The sequence below is a fragment of the Taishania pollutisoli genome (assembly GCF_014518315.1).
In the GTDB taxonomy this organism is placed as follows: domain Bacteria; phylum Bacteroidota; class Bacteroidia; order Flavobacteriales_D; family Crocinitomicaceae; genus Taishania; species Taishania pollutisoli.
Map to the genome: position 1 here is coordinate 48919 of NZ_JACVEL010000010.1, position 21842 is coordinate 70760.

A 21842-nucleotide genomic window follows, 5' to 3' on the forward strand; every position below is an offset into this window, starting at 1 on the left:
GCATCAGCACATCCCTTAATAATTCACAGAAAACCCAAGTCCGACACCCATATCACTGTCGTAATGCGCCCGGATCCCCATGTTTTTATGGATAATGTACTTCAATTCCACCATGTACTCCAGGTCGGTGTTGATCATGAATCCGGCTCTGAATCTCCGGGAAATCGGAATGTCTTCCCGCGCTAACTGCAAGCGGACAATTCCATCGTGATAGACTTCCGCCTGAATCGTAATCAGTAAAGGCAATGTGTACACAACACCGAGACTAAACGCACTCCGGCTATCTTTTTTATTGATTTGTCCAAACAGGTTTTTCTCATGTTCATCCACCCCCATCCGGCGGTATCTCCAGTCAAAACCGACAAAAGGCATCAACCATTGCATTTTCCCGATGTACCTTCCAACATGTGTTTCCACCTCGTATCCGTGTCTGTTGTTATACCCAAGACGCCATTCCGTACCTAAGCTCCAACGCGCATTCTGCAACATCGCTTCTCCGTCGTTTCCATTTGTTGCAAAATCATTCTGCGCCATGAAGTGCAACATATTACTTTCCCGTTGCAGGTGTTTGTACGCCTTTGCTTTATCCGGCAACAGAGGATTTTGATAATTTCCTACCTCAAATACACGGTTCATTCCCGCCATCATGTGATACAGAATATGGCAATGAAAAAACCAGTCTCCTTCAGTATTTGCTTCAAACTCGATTACATTGGTTTCCATCGGCATAATATCCATCACATTTTTGAGCGGCGCATATTCTCCCTTCTTATTAAGTAACCGGAAATCAAATCCGTGCAAGTGCATCGGGTGACGCATCATCGAATTGTTGTACAAAGTAATCCGGAGAATTTCTCCTTTTTTGACCGGGATTTTATCCGATTCGGAAAGCACTTTATTGTCCATACTCCAGACATACCTGTTCATATTTCCTGTCAATTCAAAACGCAATTCTCTCACAGGAGATTCCGGGTTCAATGTCGTTTTTTGCGGAGCTTGTAACATGCCGTAGTTGAGTGTCACAAGCTCTCCGGTTGTTGTTACATGCCCTTCATGATTCATTTCACCTGCCGGTATCTGTGCCGACAATTCAGGATACATCACAGCATTCATGTCCATTCGCTGTAAGCTCATATCCATTCCCATATCGTGCATATCGCCGTTCATTTTCATCATGTCGTTCATCATTTGCATCCCCTCGAAATATTCCAACCGGGGAAGTCTGGAAGCAAGCTGCCGGATCCCTTCTCCCACAAAAACAGATGCTGAACCGGATCTGTCTTCGGGAGTCGCCAGTAATTCATACGAAATTCCACTCTCAGGGATCGTCACGACCACATCGTACGTTTCAGACACACCGATAATCAACCGGTTAACCTCTACCGGTACCACATCATTCCCGTCATTTCCAACCACCGTTATCTTCCCGCCTGCATATGTCAGCCAAAAATAAGAAGAGCCTCCGGCATTTGAAATACGGAAACGAACACGATCTCCTGCCCGAAATCCGGAAAGCTGACCTTCTTCCTGCCCGTTGATCAGGAACTTATCATAGTAAACATCACTTACGTCCATTGCCTCCATCCGCTTCCATTCATTGACAAATTTTGTTTTAAAGTGCCTCTTGCGGATTGCTTCCCAATAACTCTGAACTGTATTTTTCCGGATCGCCCCCCAATCATTACCGGTCGCCAGCATTCGCTGCACCTGGTGCGGATGTGTATTCGTCCATTCACTCAGAGTAAGAGAAACCGCAGGCAAGTCATCAATTCCCGGCCGGAAAGTCAGATCACCTGGTCGTTTCAGAAATACAATTGAACCATACATCCCGATCTGTTCCTGGAATCCCGAATGGCTGTGATACCAATAGGCCCCGTTTTGTTTGACAGGAAAACGATACGTATGGGTTTCTCCTGGTTGAACAGGCTGTTGTGTCAGCATGGGGACACCATCCTCTTTATTGGGTAATTGTACTCCATGCCAGTGCAACGAAGTATTCTCATGCAATACATTGTGTAACACAATTTCAGCTGTATCTCCTTCCGTAAATGTAAGGGTAGGCATCGGAATTTGCCCGTTGACAGCAATTGCATGTTTTTCCTTTCCGGCATACGTCACAACCGTATCTTTCGCATACAAGTCATACCGGACAACCTTTTGTGCCTGCAATGAACATCCCACACACAGAAATACACTTACCGGCAACAGTTTTCTGTAAAAAAAATCGCGTAAATTCATCCTGTCAGTTTCACTCGTTAGCAGATGATTCAATTTTCTCCGTCGTACTGCCACAACCTAGCATTTTTGAACCGTAATATGGATTTTTAATCACACTGTCTTTACTCAGCCAATCGGCACCTTTACCATCGTTAAACATCGGACAATGCTGGTAATAAATAGTCGTTTTGTGTTCCGATACCTTCACCAGCTTGTACATCTCATCAGAAAATAATGCAAACGCTTCCCGTTGCCGGGAAAGATCCTTCGATTGAGCAATCCCCTCCACATGTGTTGTTAACGATTTCAACACCTGCATCCAAACAGCATGCTCTTCTGTTGACAACTGATTCATCTCCACTGTTTTTATAGTCGCGGCTAATTCCATTGCTTTTGCTGACGCTACCACAGCATCTGATTGCACCAGTGCATCTTTCAAATGAAAATAGCGATCAACAACTGCCTGCAATTGTGATTCCTTTTGCGGTAGTGAAGATTCCTGTAAATTTACCTGAGCATGGCGTGCATGTGACTCCTCTACCTCCATTTCCGAACCATTCTTTTTCGCTGCAGGGTTCAACGTTCTTTCATACTGGCAACAAACGTGTAATTTTGCATAAACCTCATCCGGTGTCAGGTATTTCTCATTGTCATACCCGGCAAGAGCTATTCGCTTGAGTATTTCGTCTGCATTGGTCTTTTCCGGGTTATAAACCAACGTTGCCTGCAGCGCCTTGTCATCCCATTTTACCTCAGCAATTCTCTTACTGCTCCCGGCCTCCTCAATTGTTTTTTTACACATGCCGCAATTACCGGATACATGTACCGTTTCTGTTATGGCATTTTTGATTTGTGCAAAACTATTTATATTGGATAGTAGTACTGCAACTACCATCATGATGTTTGATTGTGATTTCATGCTAATTGTATTTAAATACGTAAAAAAATAAACTTCTGCGAAAGCATTCATTTTGCTTTCGAAAAGGCATAAATATGGCTGTAAACCGTCCTTTTCAACTTATTTCAGGTGGCTGCCAAATGGAATAAAATCCGATGGATATATCCGTCCGCGGGGATCCGAAATTTTGTTTGTTTTCCGGATCAATAAACAGTTGTAAGTTAAAACATACCGGAGAAGGTAATTCAATGACAAAGGCAGAAAAGACAGCACAGCAGCAACATTCGTCTTTACAGGGATCGGCACAATTAGCATGCGGTTCGTTCTTCCCGCAAGTATCTTTTTGACTGCATCTATTTTGCAAATGGGTAGCGCCTGTTTCAAAAGTATAACCACTTTGTGCCGTACGTACAGAATTCCCCGTACACGCATAGCCATTCACTTGCATCAACGTGATCATCAAAAATGACAATACCGTTAAACTTATATGTGTTTTCACATCTTTCACACCCAAAGTTATGAATCCGTTTATGATGAACTAATCAACTGATTACATGACATTTCAAAGTTGAGAAATAATCCGGACTCCTCTGTTACAGAATTTCTTAATTAATTTATAAAATTCGTGGCCCTTCACCAACAAGCATCGCTTTTCTTTTTCAGGTATTTTTAGTTTTTATTCATCGTTCTCTCTCCTATTTTCCTTACCTTTGCAAATTATTTTCGTTGAAATGGCGCATAAATCAGGTTTTGTAAATATTGTCGGAAGTCCGAATGTCGGGAAATCTACCTTGATGAATCAATTGGTGGGAGAGAAATTGTCTATCGTTACATCGAAAGCACAGACAACGCGTCACCGGATTCTTGGAATTGTCAATGACGAGAATTATCAGATCGTTTTCTCCGATACTCCGGGAGTAGTCAATGCAGCGTATAAACTGCACGAGCAAATGATGGGATATGTCAATACGTCCATCCAGGATGCCGATGTTTTGTTATTCATCACCGACATGCATGAAAATGAGATGAACCACAAAGAGACATTGGAGCGTATTGCAAAATTGCAAATTCCGGTCTTATGCCTGATCAATAAAGTAGACCTGGGAGATCAGCAAAAGGTGATCGAACGGGTGGAATACTGGCAACAAAAACTTCCGAACGCTATTGTTTTCCCGATTTCAGCACTGCACAAATTCAATGTGGACGCCGTTTGGGAGAAAATTCTGGAACTGGTACCCGAGTCACCTGCTTATTTTGACAAAGAAGCAATTTCTGACAGACCAATGCGTTTTTTCGTATCGGAGATTATCCGGGAGAAAATCTTCATTCACTGCCAAAAAGAAGTTCCGTACTCGTGCCAGGTAGAAATCGAAGAATACCTCGAAGAAGAAAACATAACCCGAATCCGGGCATTGATTATTGTCGAACGGGATTCTCAAAAAGGAATCATTATCGGGAAAGGAGGAATCATGTTGAAACGTCTGGGAAGAGAAGCCCGGCTCGAAATTGAAAAGTTCATCGAGGGGAAAGTATTCCTGGAAACATTTGTAAAAGTAGACAAGGACTGGAGAGGTTCTGACCAGAAGCTAAAAAAATACGGCTATTAATCCGTGGAATAGGCTCACATACTGTGAGTAAAGTAATAAATCTTGTTGGGAAACAACACAAATAACAAAAGAAAATGAGCAATATTGTTGCAATTGTCGGAAGACCAAACGTAGGGAAATCAACCTTGTTCAACCGTTTAACGGAATCGAGACAAGCGATTGTGAAAGAAATCAGCGGTGTCACCCGTGACCGCCTATACGGCCGTGGTGAATGGAACGGTATTGAATTTTCTGTCATCGACACAGGAGGATACGTTCACGGATCCGATGATATTTTCGAAGGTGAAATCCGCAAACAAGTGGAAATTGCCATTCAGGAAGCAACAGTCATCATCTTTGTTGTAGATGTAATGACCGGTATTGTTGACCTGGATGAGACGGTTGTGAAAATTCTTCGCAAAACAAAAAAACCGATCTTCATTGTTGCCAATAAAGTCGACAATACAGAACGGGTTGGTCTCTCTTCTGAATTCTATTCATTCGGAATCGGCGACGTGTATGACATTTCCGCAACAAACGGGAGCGGGACCGGAGATTTGCTGGATGACCTGGTCAAACACTTCGACATCAACGACAAAACCGTCAATGAAAAAGACGATCTTCCGCGCTTTGCGATTGTCGGGAAACCAAACGTAGGAAAATCTTCTCTCGTAAATGCATTGACAGGAGAGGAACGCAATATTGTTACTGATATTTCCGGAACAACACGAGACTCAATCGATACGCGCTACAAAGCCTTCGGATTTGATTTCATGCTCGTAGACACAGCCGGAATCCGAAAGAAAGCAAAGGTTACAGAAGATATTGAATATTATTCCGTGCTTCGTTCTGTCCGGTCCATTGAAGATTCAGATGTCTGTATTTTTATGATTGACGCCACAGAAGGACTGCAAAAACAGGACTTACATATTTATTACATCATTGAGAAAAACTCAAAGGGAGTTGTAGTACTTGTCAACAAATGGGATCTGGTAGAAAAGGATCACACGACGATGAAACAATACGAAGAGAAGATCCGGGAACAACTGGCTCCGTTCAACGATGTTCCGATTTTGTTCACCTCAACCATTACCAAACAACGGATCCATAAAACACTGGAAACGGCAATGGAAGTGTATGAAAACCGTACACGTAAAATTTCCACATCCGAATTGAATGAAGTAATGTTAGACATTATTCAGGCAACTCCGCCCCCTGCAGTAAAAGGGAAATACATCCGTATCAAATATGTTCAACAGTTACCGACTCATTCACCGGCCTTTGCATTTTTCTGCAACCTGCCGCAATATGTTGGTGATTCCTATAAACGATTCCTTGAGAACCGTCTGAGAGAACGTTATAATTTCACTGGAATTCCACTTAAAATTTTCTTCAGAAAGAAATAAGTTGGGAACCATTCGTACATATTTGTATCGCAACGAATTCCTGATCCTTAATGGGTTAATATCAATTATATCTATACTTGATTCGGTTATTGACGTTTTAAGAAAAAAATGCCTGCACAACGACAGGAGTTAACAATGAGATTAAGAACACATTACATTACACTTACTTCCGGAATTTCATTTGATCAGGTGAACAGGCACGTCATCTTTGCCATTCATTTGTGGATAACTTTATACTCTTCACTGCTCAATCGTTGTATAAATAGTAATTTTGCACTTGTACTTTTTCAACAACTGAAAGGTTTATCAAAATGAAATTCGGAGCAATTGATATCGGAACAAATGCAGCGCGTCTTCTGATCGGAGAAGTGATTCAGGAGGATGGAAAAAAGTTTGTAAACAAAGTTTCTTACACCCGCATTCCCCTGCGATTAGGTGAAAGTGTTTTTGAAAGCGGGAGAATCAATAAAAAGAAGTCCGAACAGTTTGTAAAAACAATGCGCGCCTTTCAACTTATTTCAGAATTATTTGAAGTGAAAGAGTTGCGTGCCTGTGCCACTTCTGCGATGCGGGAAGCAAAAAACGGAAAAAAAATCAAGCATAAGATTTTCCAGGAAACGGGAATTGAAGTGGAAACCATCTCCGGAAATGAAGAAGCAAATCTGATTTTCGGGACTTTTTTCCTGATGGACATTGACAAGACGAAACCGTTCATGGTAGTTGACGTAGGTGGAGGTAGCACCGAAATCAGTGTTTTCTCAAACGGAAGCAGGGAAATTTCCCAATCATTTGAAATCGGAACGCTACGCTTGCTAAAAGGGAAGACAAAAGAAACGGTTTGGCAGGAAATTTACCAATGGCTGGACGAACATGCGCCTGCTGATGACTTTACATTTTATGCAACGGGAGGAAACATCAATAAAGCACACAAATTGGTCGGGGGAGTCAACATTGAACCGGTTGAACTGGAGAAATTGAAAAAACTGAAAAATGACCTGAGCGCGTTAAAATTACGACAACGAATGGAACAATACCAACTAAAACCGGACAGAGCTGATGTACTTGTTCCCGCATTGGAAATTTATTGCAACATCATGGAAAAATTACATTGCCATCAGGTAGTTGTTCCCAAAATAGGGCTTTCTGACGGAATTATCTATGATTTACACAAAAAGCACCGGAAGAGGAAACAACAAGCGGATTGAACCAAACTGCTCTGCTAAACACCCATACCGGCACATCGCAATATCCCGATATGCCTCTATCCATCCCATTGCCCCCGGTAAAAAAACGAAAAAATAAACTACGAAAAAAAACGTATTTCATTGCATTAGTTTGAAGGCGTATTTCTATATCTCCGGATATTTTCCTTACATTTGCCCCCATTATTTGAATCCTTATTTTGAAACACCTGACATCAACATTGGAAATTCCTGTACGCTTCAGTGAGACTGACGCGATGGGCGTTGTATGGCATGGAAATTACCTCAAGTTTTTCGAAGACGCACGTGAACACTTCGGAAAAATATACGGTCTCGATAATCTACAAATCCACGATGCCGGTTTTTTCATTCCCATCGTTCATTCCGAATTGCACCACAAAGCTCCGATCCATTATGGCGAAATCGCCGTCGTGACAGCAAAGTTGATCTACCGCGAGTCGGCCAAAATCATTTTTGAGTTTGAAATTATCAATAAACACACAGGGATGCTGGCTGCAAAGGGCACAACAACACAGGTATTTTTAAATGCGGAAACAAGAGAACTGGAATTGATGAAACCCGATTTTATTGCCGAATGGGAAGCACAGCAAAACTGGATCGATGGAAAATAAGGTATTCTTATCATACGGAACGTTGGTTACACCGATCGGAATTGGGATCGATGCAAATTTTCATTCCCTGAAGAATGGCATTTCAGGAATACAGCAACGGGAACACTCCGGATTCAAACAGGAAAACTGGTTCTTATCAACCTTGGATGATTTGTCAGAAAACCGGTTTGATGCGCTCCTGGAAAAAGCGTTAAGTGATCTGAAAAAATCATATTCCGAAACAGTATTAAGTGCGCCTGAAACGCGTTTCATACTGAGCTCCACTAAAGGTAATATTGACAACTTACCAGGTGATGTATTTTCATCCGCACGAGGGATCATTCACCGTCAAACCAACAATCCGAATGATGTAATTGTGATTTCAAATGCATGTATTTCAGGTGTCATTGCCATCAATACTGCAGCAGATTACCTTCGGTATTCCGATTGTGACAACGTTATTGTCATCGGGATAGATATTGTGTCAGACTTTGTGCTTTTCGGCTTTCAATCATTATTTGCGTTGAGTGATGAACCTGCACGTCCATTTGACAAGAACAGGAAGGGTATTTCACTCGGAGAAGCGTGTGGAATCATTGTTGCTTCCAGGGAAAAAACACATACATCTGCTGTTGAATACCTTGCCGGGGCTTCTTCCAACGATGCCAATCACATTTCCGGACCTTCCCGAACAGGCGAAGGCTTATTCCGCGTTGTAAATAAAACCATTGAACGAGCGGGGATTCATCGTTCAGACATTGATTTTATTTCAGCTCATGGCACCGGAACACTTTACAATGACGAAATGGAAAGCATGGCATTTACACGGTGTGAACTGCAAAACACACCTGTGAACAGCCTGAAAGGATTTTTCGGACATACATTAGGTGCTGCAGGAGTTATTGAAGTAATTGTCTGTATGTTGTCACTGGAGCACCAACTTCTCTTTGAGAGCAAAGGATTTGAAGAAACAGGTACAACACAGGAAATGAATATTATTCAACAAACACATGCTGCTCCCGTTCACACGGTACTGAAGACAGCATCCGGTTTCGGAGGAGGTAATGCCGCCTTGTTAATCAGAAAATGATATGAAAATTACAACGAGCAGTTACATATCAGCAGCAGGAGCATTTCTAAACGGACAACAGAAGTTTACCTTCCGGGAAACAAACTGGCAGAAAGAATGTTATCAGCAACTGGGATTGGATTACCCGAAATTTCATAAAATGGATCACCTCTCAAAAATGACGGTACTGGCAACAGAACTAATATACTCTGAGGGTCATTTGAATGCATTGATGGATGATGAACCTGAATTATTGTTTGCCAATGCCAATGCGAGTCAACATACAGACATGAAATTCATTGAGTCATATACACAACAAGGTAACCCAAGCCCCTCATTGTTTGTTTATACACTCCCGAATATCCTGACAGGAGAATTAGCAATCCGACATAAATGGTATGGAGAAAATACATTTTTTATTACTCCCCAGTTTGATAGCAGCTTATTTGCAGAACGGCTGTATCATGCGGCACGAAAGGGTGGAAACTGGTGTTTGTGCGGATGGGTTGAGTCAAAAGTTGATGAAAAAAATAAAGTAACAGAAGAATGTTTCCTATTTTTAGTGGCGCTAACTGACAATACTGCCGATCGTTCTTCATTTGCAGCTGCATTAGACGAGCTATTAACGAACTACCGGAACGGAAATTCCGGAAATTTGAACAGATAATTGATATACGAATAACATGAGTGAATTAAAAGAAAACCTAAAAGCTCAGATCATCGAGCAACTTTCATTGGAAGACCTGACTCCTGCGGACATTAAAGATGATGCTCCTTTGTTTGGTGACGAAGGATTGGGGCTTGACTCCATCGACGCGCTGGAATTTATTGTACTTCTGGAATCCAACTACGGAATTAAAATCGCAGATCCAAGCAAGGGACGTGAGATTTTTCACTCTGTGAATTCATTGGCTGCATTTATTGAAAGCAATCAGTAATGGAAATTTTTGTCACGGGAATAGGAGCCATCAGCTGCATTGGTAACAATGTACAGGAACATTTTGATACCCTGATCGCCGAACGATCGGGAATTAAAAAGGGTTCACATCCGCATTCTGAACGGTTCCTGGTTGGAGAAGTTCCGTTGACAAATGAGGAATTAATTGACCGTTTTCAATTAAAAATAAATGGTTCCAGAACGGGATTATTGGGTTGTGTCGCTGCAAAAGAAGCATTTTCCGGTCACCTGCTGCGCGAGGACATTCGCACAGGGGTTATCTCAGGAACGTCTGTGGGGGGAATGGATGTCAGTGAAATTCAGTACCGCAGCTACATGAACAACGGCACCCATGACATTTCAAAGTACAAAGAGCATTCCAGTGGAAATTCCAGTGAAGAAATTGCATTGGAACTGGGAATTGACGGGTTTGTCAACACCATTTCCACCGCCTGCTCATCAGCTGCCAATGCCATTATGATGGGTGCCCGAATGATTCGTTCCGGCGCACTGGACAGGGTGATCGTAGGAGGAACAGATGCCCTGAGTGAATTTACCATCAGCGGGTTTCGCTCATTAATGATCTTTGACGAAGAATGGTGCCGGCCGTTTGATGAGTCCAGAAAAGGGCTCAATCTCGGTGAAGGTGCCGGATTTATTGTCATCGAATCCGCTGCCAGCATTGAAAAATCAGGTAGTACATCTCTGGCCCGATTAAAAGGATGGAGCAACGCGTCAGATGCCTACCACCAGACCGCATCATCTCCTGACGGATACGGCGCTACCTTATCCATTTCAGAAGCAATGAAAGTGGCCAATCTGAAACCGGAAGACATTGATTACATCAATGCCCATGGAACAGCAACCCCCAACAATGACTTATCCGAATCCAAAGCCATCATGCAGGTGTTCGGAGAACAGATCCCCCCGTTCAGCTCTACAAAAGCTTTTACCGGTCATACGCTGGCTGCTGCAGGAGGACTCGAAGCCGTATTCAGTGTTTTAGCGATTCAACATGGTTACCTCTTTGCAAACCTCAACCACCGAAACGCAATTGAGGAAACGAAACTGGTACCGGTAACACGGACCACAAAAGTTGAGACAATACGAAATGTCCTTTCCAACTCGTTCGGATTCGGAGGAAACAATTCAACAATAATTCTTGGTGAGCTATGAGCGCAGTAATTACATCCATCGTATCAATTGGTCATCAGGATAGTTTTGGAAAAGAAAATATCTGGGAAACGTTGCAACCGCTGGGAACTCAATCGGAAGTTGTCGCACCGGATTACAAAACATACATCTCTCCCGCTTCTCTGCGTAGATTCAGTCCTGTATTGAGAATGGCACTGACTGCCGCGCAGGTATGTCAGAACGAAACAGTGCTTCCTTTTGATGCTATTTCAGTCGGAACCTCATTGGGTTGTTTAAAAGATACCGAACGTTTTCTGCAAACATTTATCACGGCAACAGGAGATACGCTCTCCCCTACTGCATTTATCCAATCAACACACAATACGATCGCAGGAGCTATATCGATGGCACTTGGAAATCATTCCTACAACATGACGCATACCCAAAACAGTCTTTCCTTTGAAACAGCATTGATCGATGGTTTATTGTGCATACAGGAAGGGAAAAAAAGTGTACTGGTAGGTGCTGCTGACGAAGCAATTGAATTCCTGGAATTACTGAAACCTCAGGTTATTCAGTCAGCGTTTCCGTTCACATCGGGAGCAACATTCTTATCGCTGCAACCGGAAGGTAACGGGACGAAAAAGGCCGTGATGGATTGTTCGGTACATTTCAATAACACCAATACAGAAGAAGCGATTGCAACGTTCCTGAAGAACAATCAGGTTGACTCAGATACAATTGAACTGGTTTTATTTGCCGGAGAAATCCCGAGAACAATCGGAGCAAAACAAGTCAATTACGAACAGTATACCGGATTGTATTATTCATCGGCTGCTTTTGCTTGCCACCTGGCAACTGATTATGCACTTTCCAAAGAAAAATACATACTGATTGTGAATCATCAGGTCAATGGAAAACTGGGGCTGACACTGATCAGGTGATTTTCGTAATTTATTCCGGAGTTTGAGGAGGAGGATTAACAGGCCTTTTAGGTAGGACATCAATTCGTTCCTGCTTTTTTATTTGTTTTTCCAGTGCTTCGGTATCAATAGACGATTTTACTTTAGTAGAAGATCCTTTTTTATAAATAATACGGGTTATAGTTTTATTGAATTGCTCATTCATAAAGGGGCTAACATAACATAGATTTTTAGACTTGTTGTTGACATCAAAACTTATAAAAAAACGAAGACCATAGTAGTCTTCATTTAGTTTTTGTTTCACGATATAAGCGTTCAATTTTTTTGAAAATAAATCATTCAATTCTTGAATTTCATTTTCTGACAATTGGTGAGAAAACATTAATGAACCATTCCCATTATGAATATTAACAACACCATTACTGTCAATAGTAGTAATATTAAAAAATTGAATCTGATCGGGAGGACAATCATACTCTACAAGCTTAAAGTTCTCAAATTTAACTTTTTGAGCAATCAGATTCGTGCCAAGTAGCAATGAAATGACAACAACCAAGTTTTTCATTATTTGAATCTCTTTTCGTTAGACAGTAATTTTTCATCAAATATAAGTAAACTTATATGAGCAATGAATCCATGAAGATCCTGTAATTTTCATTACTTTTGGATCAAATTTATATGACACGACATCATTTAAATATCATTGGCTTTATCATCAACTGTACGTGGATTTCCATCTTTTTCAGCGGAACTCCGATGATGTGGATTCTGATGGGAATTGCTTCGCTGCTGTTTCTGATTTTTTTGTCTTTGGGAATCCTACTGCCCAACAGGAATTACTTCCTGACCAATACAACCCGGTTGAATAGTGACAGCGTATTACTGACATTTGACGATGGACCACACGAACAATTGACACCTCAAGTTCTCGAAACACTCAGACGGCACAACATCGGCGCGCTCTTTTTTGTCATCGGAAAACAGGCGGAAGAACATCCGGAGATCATTCAGCAAATACTGGAAGCCGGCCACCTGATTGGAAATCACACCCAGACGCACCCGTTGATGTTTGCTGCATTGCGCCAGGACAGTGTTGAAAAGGAAATCGGTTTGTGTGACAATACCTTGATTGCACAGGGCATTCACCCCGGAACGTATTTTCGTCCGCCAATCGGATACACCAACCCGCGAATTGCACGTGCTGTAAAAAAATTCAAAAAACGGGTAATCGGCTGGAGTCTTCGCTCATTTGATTCAGTTCTGAAAGAAGAGCCAAAGCTGTTGGAACGGGTATCTTCCAGAATAAAACCGGGTGATATTGTCTTGTTTCACGATAATTTACCGCAAACAGAAGCAATTTTAGAACGCTTCATCACCCAGGCGAAAAAAAATGGTATCAAATTTGCCCAACCCAAGGATTTAAAAACAATTTTCAGATGAAACATAACATTCTGCTGCTTGTTGCAGCTTTCTTCTCACTGAACGTCATTGCTCAGGATTTTAAAAGCGTTTCAGATAAAAATGCCGTCAAAGCAGCCATTGAAAAAAAACACGAGGAGACAACCAGCATTACCGCAGATTTTTCTGAAAAAGTTTACTCGGACATGTTCAAAGAAGCACAGTCGGGAAACGGAAAATTTTACTTCAAAAAAAGCAATAAAGTACGCTGGGATCACACCAGTGACAATCAGTTGATCCTCATCAGCGGAGAAAGTGTAAAATTGTATGAAAACGGAAAGTTAGTGAACAATCCGGCGAGCCAAAAAGTGGTGAAACAAATCCAGGGCATGATGATTTCCATGCTCTCAGGAGATTTTTTGAACGAAAAGGATTTTTCAATCGGCTACCAGGAAAATACAAAGTCGTATAAACTGACATTGACACCAAAAAACCCACGCATGGCGAAATACATGAGTAAAATAGAGTTATTATTCAGTAAAAAAAGTCTCTTACTGGATGAAATGACCATGACAGAGTCTAAAAATCAAAAAATCGTCTATACATTTACCAATCTGAAAACCAATCAATCCATCGCGGATTCCAAATTTACAAGCATCTGATGATTCTAAAAGATAAATTCTATCAACTGAATAACCTGCAACAAGAAGCCGGTCAACTGGTGGCTGACATCGTTTTAAATGCTGCTGATTCAATTTTTGAAGGACATTTCCCGGGAAACCCCGTTACTCCGGGTGTCGCGCAACTGGAAATTGTGAAAGAATTACTGAGCCTTCACTACAAGCGTCCCATTCAGTTAAAAAGTATTTCCAACTGTAAATACCTGGCCATTATGAATCCGGTTGAAACGCCGGAAATAATGGTCAAACTCTCCGTCACAGAGCAGGAGGATGAATTGAAAGTAAATGTGGTCTTTACAGGAGGAGAAACTATTTTCACAAAGGTTTCGGGCGTTTATTATTGATTCCGGAACGTTAATCGAAATACTCATAATCACCAAAACGGATGACCATCAGGAAATTGGTACTGACATCCCGTATAATCACTGCCGTCATGAGCTTTGTCTGTTCATTGTAGACAATCTGGGTATCTGTTGTAAAGACACCACCTTTGTACCAATGTTTTTCCGTTATATTCCCGTATTGGTCATATTTAAACTTATTCTCCTCAACGGGTGTGGAATGTCCTTTCTGGTATACAGCAATTGATGAAAGCAGGCCTTTTTCATTATACGAATACAAGGTTTTATTGAAATTAGATGTGCGCGAAAAACGCTCTTCCTGTTCCAGCAGATACCCGTTTTCATCGTAAAACGACAACTCCGTTTTATAGGGTAATCCGTAACTGTTCATTACTGTCTTCTTGTGCTGCAGACCGAAATCTTCGTATGACATTGCCTCTGAGTTCATCAGTATCACTGCTTTTTTCCCGGTCGAATCAATGGTTTCAGTGAGGTATTCTTCTGAAATCACCCGCTTTTTATCATCCAAATGATAAACGGTACTGGATTTGCTTGTCGAATTTCCTTGTTTGTGTTCGATCAGGCTGCCATCCATATCATAGATGTATTCATTCCACGTTGTATCTGCCGTTCCATCATCTTTTCGCGTTTCAAACGAACTGATCAACTGTCCCTGCCTGTTGAAGTTATATGCATAAAAATATTCTGTCGGGTACATCGCCTGCCCTGATTTCTTATAATTAAAACGGCCTTTGATCGATTTAATGTTGTTCTTAGCAACGAATGTTTTATTAAAAAACGGTTTATTGGTAAACGCATCTCCCCTGGAATTATCCAGTACCTGCGCAAAACCAACAGATGTAAAAAATAGTATAATGAATAGATATCTCACGGTACAAAAATCGAAAAATAGCCTGTTTTATTGTGAGGTAGAAAAAGATAGTTAGTAACAAGGAATTATTAATAACCGAAAAACACAATAAAAACACTGATAATCAATCATAAATAGCGCTTCACAAATAGTGTTAAGAGAACAGCTCCTGTATTCATTCACAGGTTGATTTCATGAAATATTCGGCCATTCATCTGCTTGTTTTTTGGTATTGATCGAAAATAATCAGCTTCTCATCCCGGAACTTAAACCGTTCATCCGATTATAGCTTTGAGATATATAATGTTATGACTACATTTGCTAGCCAAAAATAAAAAAGAACTGTTATGCATAAAATTAAATTAGGTTTACTGACGTTTCTTGTCAGCTTCACAAGCCTTTACTCACGTGCTGATGAAGGTATGTGGCTTCCGTTTCTACTGGGAAGAAACTATGAAGACATGAAAAAATACGGTCTGAATCTGACCGCGGATGAGATCTATTCCATCAACAATTCTTCGCTGAAAGATGCCATCATTTCTTTCAACGGATACTGTACAGGTGAAGTAATTTCCAAAAACGGATTGATTCTGACCAACCACCACTGTGGTTATGAAGCGATTGCTGAAGCATCTTCCTCTGCACACAATTACCTGGACAATGGATTCTGGGCCAAAAACCACAGTGAAGAAATCAAAACAAATTTGTTTGCAACGTTTGTCATCCGCATTGAAGATGTAACGGAAAAGGTAGCGAAGGAACTGCGTGACGGAATGACTGAAGCAGAACGAGCGGCTAAAATTCAGGAAATCGGAAACATCCTGTCGAAAGAAGCTGTTAACGGAACGCATTACGAAGCATTTGTAAGAGACTTTTTTGACGGAAATGAATTCTATTTATTTGTTACCGAAAAGTTTTTGGACATCCGCCTGGTGGGGACACCACCTCAATCAGCAGGGAAATACGGAGGCGATACGGACAACTGGATGTGGCCACGCCATACGGCAGATTTCTCTATGTTCCGGATTTACAGTGGGAAAGACAACAAGCCGGCTCCTTATGCGGCAGATAATGTTCCGATGACACCACGTCACCACTTGCCGGTTTCATTGAAAGGTGTGAAAGAAAATGATTTTGCAATGATCATGGGATTCCCGGGAAGAACAGACCGTTACCTGACTTCTTACGGAGTAGAACAAACCGTTACGTTGGAAAAACCAAAACGGGTTGAATTACGCGCCATCAAAATGGACGTAATGAAAAAATACATGGATCAGGATGTAACTGTTCGTTTAAAATATTCGTCCAACTACGCGCAGGTTGCCAACTACTGGAAAAACTTCCAGGGAGAAATTCTACAGGTAAAAAACAATAAAGTTGTCGCAAAAAAGCAAGAACTGGAGAATCAATTCAAAACATTTGCGGCAAATAAAAGTGAATACAGTGACGTCCTTTCTTCGTTTGAGAAAAGCTTCAAAACACTGGAAAGTGTGGTATTAATCAAAGTATACCAATCCGAATTCATCATGACTGTTGATGCATCTGTTTTGGCTTACCGCTACAAGATGTACAAAGATGCGTTGAATGCAGGTCAAACGGATCGTGCAAATATGATTCTGAACTTCTGTAATAATGCGGCACAGGAGTATTTTGCAAACGCGAACATGAACATTGAGTCCGACATCGTAGGTGAGTTGTTCAAAATGTACATCAAAGACATTCCTGCAGCTCAGCAAGGAGAATTGACAAAGAGAATCGGTGCGAAAGGCGAAAAAGGAATCGCTGCATATATTGCGTCCATCAAGTCAAAATCTATTTTCTTCAACAAGGAGAAGTTTGACAAGTTTGCAAGCAACCCTTCCGTTAAAGTATTGAACAAAGATCCGTTCTTCCTGATCATTGAAGATGCGGCAAAAGCATACGAAAACGCACTGACAGCTACTGACATCCAGGAAGCGACAGACGCATTAAAAGTGGCGAACAGAAAATTCACGAAAGGAATCCGCGAAATGCAACCGAACAAGAAGTTTTATCCGAACGCCAACTCTACAATGAGGATGACATACGGACAGGTACTTCCTTATTCTCCAAAAGATGCGGTAAGTTATGATTACGTAACCAGCCTGGAAGGAATGTTCCAAAAAGAAGACCCGTCCAACCCGGAATTCCACGTTGACCCGAAAATCACGGAAACATGGAAGAAAAAAGACTGGGGGCAATACGCAGACAAAGAAAGAGGCTTCGTGGTATGTAATTTCCTCTCCAATAACGACATTACAGGTGGTAACTCCGGTTCTCCTGTTATCAACGCAGACGGACACCTGATTGGTACAGCATTTGACGGTAACTGGGAAGCCATGTCCGGAAACATCTTCTTTGAAGACAAGGTACAACGTACCATTTCATGTGACATCCGTTACATTCTGTGGTTGGTTGACCGCGTGTACGGTGCACAAAACATTATTGATGAGCTGACATTGGTGAAATAAACAAGAAAGCTAAAATAACGATTCAAACGCCCCGGGATTTTCCGGGGCGTTTTTTGTTTTTCCGGATAAGCCAGCATCAATTGGAACAGTTGATGAAAAAACCACAGTCTTTTTTACAAAATCTTTACACCTGATTGGCTATTTTTGTACAAATAATCAGCAGAACGATTTGAAGGTATTCGGCATAAAAACAACGGCCTCTCTGAGGCAATACATCATCAGCACGCTGACCGTTTTGGTGGTCGCGTTGATCTGTTTTTTCACGGATCAGTTCATCAGCTATAAGATGTCCGCTCTTTTACTCCTGATGACGGTTTCCTTTCTTGCAATGATCCTCGATATTATTCCGGTATTACTCGCTGCCGTTTTGAGTGCGGTAATCTGGAATTTCTTCTTTATCCCCCCGATTTGCAATTTTCAGATCAGCAATGCTGAAGACTGGTTGATGTTCCTGCTGTACTTTATCATTGCCCTGGTCAATGCCGTTTTAACGTTTAAAATCCGAAAAGCAGAGAAAGAAGCGCGGGACAAAAAAGAAAAGGAAAACACAATCAAACTCTATAATACTCTTCTAAACTCACTTTCACACGAATTCAGAACTCCTATTTCAACCATCCTCGGAGCGGTTGATACGCTGCAGGAAAACAAGGATAAACTCTCAGTTGAAAACCAGGATGAATTACTTTCAGAAATAGATAATGCAGCCATCCGGCTCGACAGGCAAGTAGAAAACCTGTTAAACATCAGCCGGTTGGAAAGCGGAACCCTGCAACCAAAATACGATTGGTGTGATGTCCATGATTTAGTCAATTCTGTGATTCAGAAATTACCGGAACAAAATACCCATACCATCAGTTTTAATGCTCCGGATAATTTACCCCTCTTTAAAATAGATGCAGGTTTTACGGAACAAATCCTGTACAACCTGTTGCACAACGCTGTTCAATACACACCTGAACACACACACATTGATGTGCAGGTTGAGCACCTTTCCGATAATTGTGTGATTACCATTTCCGATAACGGAACCGGTTTCCCGGAAGATAACATCGCATTTGTATTTGACAAGTTTTACAGACTTCCCAATACAAAAACAGGAGGAAACGGTTTGGGACTTTCCATTGTAAAGGGATTTGTAGAAGCACAGAAGGGGACTATTGCATTGAAGAACAATGAAAAAGGAGGCGCAACGTTCACGATCGCATTCCCGGCAAAAACAACCTATATCAATCATTTGAAAAATGAATAAACAGGAAATTTTAATCATCGACGACGAACCACAGATCCGAAAATTGCTGGAAATCACATTGGAAAGCCATGACTATAAAGTAATCCAGGCAGAAACAGGAAAGCAGGGTTTGCTGATGGCGGCGAATCATCCACCGGAACTGATTCTGCTGGATCTGGGACTTCCGGATAGCAGCGGACATGAAATACTGAAGGAACTCCGTCAGTGGTACAACAAGGCAATTATTATTCTTTCCGTACAAAACAGTGAACACGACATTGTGACAGCATTAGACAACGGCGCGACCGATTACTTATCCAAGCCCTTCCGAACGGCTGAATTATTAGCCCGTATGCGGTCTGCCATTCGTCAGAACCAATCGAGCAATACCGTCAGCTGTATTGAAATCGGCGACTTACATATTGACTGGACGGCCAGAAGCATTCGAAAAAATGACGAATTACTGAAACTCACCGCAACGGAGTACAACCTGCTGTCTTTGTTTGCAAAAAACGAAGGCCGGGTACTGACCCATCAATACATCCTGAAAGAAATCTGGGGAGTCGGGTACCAGACCGAAACACAATACCTACGGGTATTTGTTGCCCAGCTGAGAAAAAAGATCGAAGACAATCCCAATCAGCCCCGGCACATTATTACTGAAAGTGGTGTAGGATATCGCTTCCAGTAATGCAGTTTTACCATCTTAATAAAATCTTTATACCTTCCTTATTCTTCTTTATACCCCGCTTATAGATTCACCGCCATTTTTGTACCGTCATAAAATACATACAAAATGGATCACAAACACTTTAACTCAAACGTTACATTTGCATCTCTTTTAATTGCATTAGGTATTATCTACGGGGATATCGGAACAAGTCCGCTGTACACCTTCAAAGCCATCATCGGTGCAAAAGAAATCAGTGAAGTACTCGTACTGGGTGGTGTTTCCTGTGTGTTCTGGACGCTGATGCTTCAAACAACTGTTAAATATGTCTGGTTGACACTCAAAGCGGATAACGACGGGGAAGGTGGTATTTTTTCCTTATATTCATTGGTCAGACGATACGGAAAGAAGATGATTATTCCAACCATGATCGGCGCGGCGGCATTGTTGGCTGACGGGATCATTACACCTGCTGTTTCCGTTACATCCGCAATCGAAGGACTCGAAATGATCGAAGGGTTAAAAGGGCATATTTCCGTTGTACCGATCGTCATTGCGATTATTTCACTTGTCTTTTTCCTCCAACGATTCGGTACACATAGTGTTGGTAAAGCATTTGGTCCTGTTATGGCGATCTGGTTCCTGTTACTGTTGGTCATGGGAGTGGGTCAGATTGTTCACTACCCGGGTGTTTTTAAAGCACTTAATCCCTATTACGCGTATGAACTATTGACAAATTACCCGCAAGGATTCTGGATTTTAGGGGCCGTTTTTCTCTGTACAACAGGGGCGGAAGCACTTTATTCGGACCTGGGTCACTGTGGAAGAAAAAACATCCGTTTCACCTGGGGATTTGTAAAAATATGTTTGGTTATCAATTACCTGGGGCAGGCAGCATGGTTGTTAAATCAACCGGATCCATTGCTGGCCGGGAGAAACCCGTTTTTTGAAATCATCCCGGAATGGTTTCTGTTCCCTTCTATCCTGATCGCCACGCTGGCTGCAATTGTTGCGTCTCAGGCATTGATCAGCGGATCATTTACGTTGATCAACGAAGCAATCAACCTGAATTTCTGGCAGCGTGTAGCCGTAAAACAACCAACGGAAACCAAAGGACAGATTTATATTCCGAGTGTCAACAATATTCTATGGATCGGATGTGTACTGATTATTCTTTACTTTCAAACGTCATCCCGGATGGAAGCGGCATACGGTCTGGCCATTACCCTCGCCATGATGATGACCACTTTCTTGCTTTCTTATTTTCTCGTCTTCAAACTCAAATGGAATAAATTGCTGGTCCTCGGATTACTGCTCACTTTCATCATCATTGAAATTTCTTTTTTCGTTGCCAACATTATCAAATTCCGGGAAGGAGGATACATTACCGTCTTTGTGGGAGGCTTGTTCTTCGCGATGATGTATGTGAGTTATTTCGGAAGAAAAATCAACAACCGTTATACAAAGTTTGTAGACCTGGGGAAATATTCCGGGGCGATCACCAAACTGAGCGACGACGAAACCATACCTAAATTTGTGACCCATTTGATTTACCTTACAAAAGCAGATCGGAGAGACCACATTGAAGAACGGATCATTCAATCTATTTTCGCACGGAAACCAAAACGTGCGGATGTATACTGGTTTTTTCACATCAATCGCACCAACAATCCGTATACACTGAATTATCAAATGACTGAACTGGTAGATGATAAGGTCATCAAAATTGTCCTCAACATTGGGTTTCGCATCCAACCGAGAACGGAATTGTTTTTCACTCAGATCATCGATGACCTGATTGCCAATAAAGAGCTGAATCTCCACCTGAAAAATCATGGGTCTACCGAATACAACCCATCGATCGATTTTAAGTTCATTATAATGGAAAAATACCTTTCCGTAGATAATGAATTCGCGATCAAAGAGGGGGTGATTCTCAATGCTTATTTCATGCTCAAACGCATGGGGCAAAAGGAACAAGCCGCATTCGGAATCGATAAAAGTGACTTGCTGATTGAACACATCCCGTTAGTATACAGTCCGGTCAGCAACATCATCCTTCACCGGGAAAAATAATCGGTTTATAGTCCATTACAGAATGCCAATAAATATGCTATCATACTGTGTAGCATGGTCGTGCTGTGTGCCTTAACGCGCAAGGACTTTCTCTTGAAAAACACCA

The 21842-nt window shown here is 41.7% G+C and carries 20 protein-coding genes; 16 read left to right on the forward strand and 4 right to left on the reverse strand.

The window, feature by feature from the left end; genetic code table 11:
* Nucleotides 1-15 precede the first annotated feature (15 nt).
* Nucleotides 16-2238, reverse strand: coding sequence for a multicopper oxidase domain-containing protein (locus tag H9Y05_RS13180; protein WP_163492154.1), 2223 nt, complete (start codon nt 2236-2238; stop codon nt 16-18).
* A gap of 10 nt (nt 2239-2248) precedes the next feature.
* Entirely contained in the window at nt 2249-3136 is an 888-nt protein-coding gene (locus tag H9Y05_RS13185; RefSeq protein WP_216714553.1) for a DUF3347 domain-containing protein, read from the reverse strand.
* Between the two features lie 710 nt (nt 3137-3846).
* Between H9Y05_RS13185 and era the strand changes: the two genes are divergently transcribed.
* The 9 genes from era (at nt 3847) to H9Y05_RS13230 (ending at nt 12004) form a co-directional block, all read left to right on the forward strand.
* Complete coding sequence (gene era / locus H9Y05_RS13190; RefSeq protein ID WP_163492152.1) at nt 3847-4722, forward strand: GTPase Era; 876 nt, start codon at nt 3847-3849, stop codon at nt 4720-4722.
* Between the two features lie 74 nt (nt 4723-4796).
* On the forward strand, nt 4797-6107 hold the full coding sequence (der, locus tag H9Y05_RS13195; protein ID WP_163492151.1) for a ribosome biogenesis GTPase Der: 1311 nt from the start codon (nt 4797-4799) through the stop codon (nt 6105-6107).
* A 311-nt stretch (nt 6108-6418) separates the two neighbouring features.
* A complete protein-coding gene (locus tag H9Y05_RS13200) occupies nt 6419-7312 on the forward strand; it encodes a Ppx/GppA phosphatase family protein (RefSeq protein WP_163492150.1) in 894 nt (297 codons plus the stop codon).
* A gap of 197 nt (nt 7313-7509) precedes the next feature.
* On the forward strand, nt 7510-7941 hold the full coding sequence (locus tag H9Y05_RS13205) for an acyl-CoA thioesterase (protein ID WP_163492149.1): 432 nt from the start codon (nt 7510-7512) through the stop codon (nt 7939-7941).
* The gene (locus H9Y05_RS13210) at nt 7931-9010 is read left to right on the forward strand and encodes a beta-ketoacyl synthase N-terminal-like domain-containing protein (protein ID WP_216714554.1); all 1080 of its coding nucleotides are present in this window, start codon (nt 7931-7933) and stop codon (nt 9008-9010) included. The genes H9Y05_RS13205 and H9Y05_RS13210 overlap by 11 nt, the downstream gene beginning before the upstream one ends.
* A 1-nt stretch (nt 9011) precedes the next feature.
* A complete protein-coding gene (locus tag H9Y05_RS13215) occupies nt 9012-9656 on the forward strand; it encodes a hypothetical protein (RefSeq protein ID WP_163492147.1) in 645 nt (214 codons plus the stop codon).
* A gap of 16 nt (nt 9657-9672) precedes the next feature.
* Nucleotides 9673-9927 (forward strand): phosphopantetheine-binding protein, encoded by a 255-nt coding sequence (locus H9Y05_RS13220; protein WP_163492146.1) that lies wholly within the window; start codon nt 9673-9675, stop codon nt 9925-9927.
* A complete protein-coding gene (locus H9Y05_RS13225) occupies nt 9927-11102 on the forward strand; it encodes a beta-ketoacyl-[acyl-carrier-protein] synthase family protein (protein WP_163492145.1) in 1176 nt (391 codons plus the stop codon). The genes H9Y05_RS13220 and H9Y05_RS13225 overlap by 1 nt, the downstream gene beginning before the upstream one ends.
* Nucleotides 11099-12004 (forward strand): beta-ketoacyl synthase chain length factor, encoded by a 906-nt coding sequence (locus H9Y05_RS13230; protein WP_216714555.1) that lies wholly within the window; start codon nt 11099-11101, stop codon nt 12002-12004. The genes H9Y05_RS13225 and H9Y05_RS13230 overlap by 4 nt, the downstream gene beginning before the upstream one ends.
* Nucleotides 12005-12014: 10 nt before the next feature.
* Here H9Y05_RS13230 and H9Y05_RS13235 read toward each other — a convergent pair whose 3' ends face one another.
* Nucleotides 12015-12548 (reverse strand): hypothetical protein, encoded by a 534-nt coding sequence (locus H9Y05_RS13235; protein ID WP_163492143.1) that lies wholly within the window; start codon nt 12546-12548, stop codon nt 12015-12017.
* Nucleotides 12549-12661: 113 nt separating this feature from the next.
* Between H9Y05_RS13235 and H9Y05_RS13240 the strand changes: the two genes are divergently transcribed.
* From H9Y05_RS13240 to H9Y05_RS13250, 3 genes are read left to right on the forward strand one after another with little or no spacing between them, the layout of a single operon-like run.
* On the forward strand, nt 12662-13423 hold the full coding sequence (locus tag H9Y05_RS13240; RefSeq protein WP_163492142.1) for a polysaccharide deacetylase family protein: 762 nt from the start codon (nt 12662-12664) through the stop codon (nt 13421-13423).
* Nucleotides 13420-14043, forward strand: a complete 624-nt coding sequence (locus H9Y05_RS13245) for a LolA family protein (RefSeq protein WP_216714556.1) — start codon at nt 13420-13422, stop codon at nt 14041-14043. The genes H9Y05_RS13240 and H9Y05_RS13245 overlap by 4 nt, the downstream gene beginning before the upstream one ends.
* Entirely contained in the window at nt 14043-14405 is a 363-nt protein-coding gene (locus tag H9Y05_RS13250; RefSeq protein ID WP_163492140.1) for a hotdog family protein, read from the forward strand. Before H9Y05_RS13245 ends, H9Y05_RS13250 begins: the two co-directional genes overlap by 1 nt.
* Nucleotides 14406-14415: 10 nt before the next feature.
* Here the strand turns inward: H9Y05_RS13250 and H9Y05_RS13255 are convergent, their stop codons facing one another.
* Nucleotides 14416-15294, reverse strand: a complete 879-nt coding sequence (locus H9Y05_RS13255; protein WP_163492139.1) for a hypothetical protein — start codon at nt 15292-15294, stop codon at nt 14416-14418.
* A 326-nt stretch (nt 15295-15620) separates the two neighbouring features.
* Here H9Y05_RS13255 and H9Y05_RS13260 point away from each other — a divergent pair, with 326 nt between their 5' ends.
* The 4 genes from H9Y05_RS13260 to H9Y05_RS13275 all read left to right on the forward strand — a co-directional run bounded on the left by H9Y05_RS13260 (nt 15621) and on the right by H9Y05_RS13275 (nt 21736).
* The gene (locus tag H9Y05_RS13260; RefSeq protein ID WP_216714557.1) at nt 15621-17762 is read left to right on the forward strand and encodes a S46 family peptidase; all 2142 of its coding nucleotides are present in this window, start codon (nt 15621-15623) and stop codon (nt 17760-17762) included.
* Nucleotides 17763-17931: 169 nt separating this feature from the next.
* Nucleotides 17932-19011 (forward strand): sensor histidine kinase, encoded by a 1080-nt coding sequence (locus H9Y05_RS13265; protein WP_235992211.1) that lies wholly within the window; start codon nt 17932-17934, stop codon nt 19009-19011.
* Nucleotides 19004-19681, forward strand: coding sequence for a response regulator (locus tag H9Y05_RS13270; protein WP_163492137.1), 678 nt, complete (start codon nt 19004-19006; stop codon nt 19679-19681). Before H9Y05_RS13265 ends, H9Y05_RS13270 begins: the two co-directional genes overlap by 8 nt.
* 105 nt (nt 19682-19786) lie before the next feature.
* Nucleotides 19787-21736, forward strand: a complete 1950-nt coding sequence (locus H9Y05_RS13275) for a KUP/HAK/KT family potassium transporter (RefSeq protein WP_163492136.1) — start codon at nt 19787-19789, stop codon at nt 21734-21736.
* Nucleotides 21737-21842: the final 106 nt, after the last annotated feature.

Coding starts and splice junctions, on each gene's coding strand:
- H9Y05_RS13230 (WP_216714555.1), top strand. CDS start 11,099: ATGAGCGCAGTAATTACATCCATCGTATCAATTGGTCATCAGGATAGT.
- der (WP_163492151.1), top strand. CDS start 4,797: ATGAGCAATATTGTTGCAATTGTCGGAAGACCAAACGTAGGGAAATCA.
- H9Y05_RS13220 (WP_163492146.1), top strand. CDS start 9,673: ATGAGTGAATTAAAAGAAAACCTAAAAGCTCAGATCATCGAGCAACTT.
- H9Y05_RS13250 (WP_163492140.1), top strand. CDS start 14,043: ATGATTCTAAAAGATAAATTCTATCAACTGAATAACCTGCAACAAGAA.
- H9Y05_RS13185 (WP_216714553.1), bottom strand. CDS start 3,136: ATGAAATCACAATCAAACATCATGATGGTAGTTGCAGTACTACTATCC.
- H9Y05_RS13180 (WP_163492154.1), bottom strand. CDS start 2,238: ATGAATTTACGCGATTTTTTTTACAGAAAACTGTTGCCGGTAAGTGTA.
- H9Y05_RS13270 (WP_163492137.1), top strand. CDS start 19,004: ATGAATAAACAGGAAATTTTAATCATCGACGACGAACCACAGATCCGA.
- H9Y05_RS13245 (WP_216714556.1), top strand. CDS start 13,420: ATGAAACATAACATTCTGCTGCTTGTTGCAGCTTTCTTCTCACTGAAC.
- H9Y05_RS13210 (WP_216714554.1), top strand. CDS start 7,931: ATGGAAAATAAGGTATTCTTATCATACGGAACGTTGGTTACACCGATC.
- H9Y05_RS13235 (WP_163492143.1), bottom strand. CDS start 12,548: ATGAAAAACTTGGTTGTTGTCATTTCATTGCTACTTGGCACGAATCTG.
- H9Y05_RS13275 (WP_163492136.1), top strand. CDS start 19,787: ATGGATCACAAACACTTTAACTCAAACGTTACATTTGCATCTCTTTTA.
- era (WP_163492152.1), top strand. CDS start 3,847: ATGGCGCATAAATCAGGTTTTGTAAATATTGTCGGAAGTCCGAATGTC.
- H9Y05_RS13260 (WP_216714557.1), top strand. CDS start 15,621: ATGCATAAAATTAAATTAGGTTTACTGACGTTTCTTGTCAGCTTCACA.
- H9Y05_RS13215 (WP_163492147.1), top strand. CDS start 9,012: ATGAAAATTACAACGAGCAGTTACATATCAGCAGCAGGAGCATTTCTA.
- H9Y05_RS13240 (WP_163492142.1), top strand. CDS start 12,662: ATGACACGACATCATTTAAATATCATTGGCTTTATCATCAACTGTACG.
- H9Y05_RS13225 (WP_163492145.1), top strand. CDS start 9,927: ATGGAAATTTTTGTCACGGGAATAGGAGCCATCAGCTGCATTGGTAAC.
- H9Y05_RS13200 (WP_163492150.1), top strand. CDS start 6,419: ATGAAATTCGGAGCAATTGATATCGGAACAAATGCAGCGCGTCTTCTG.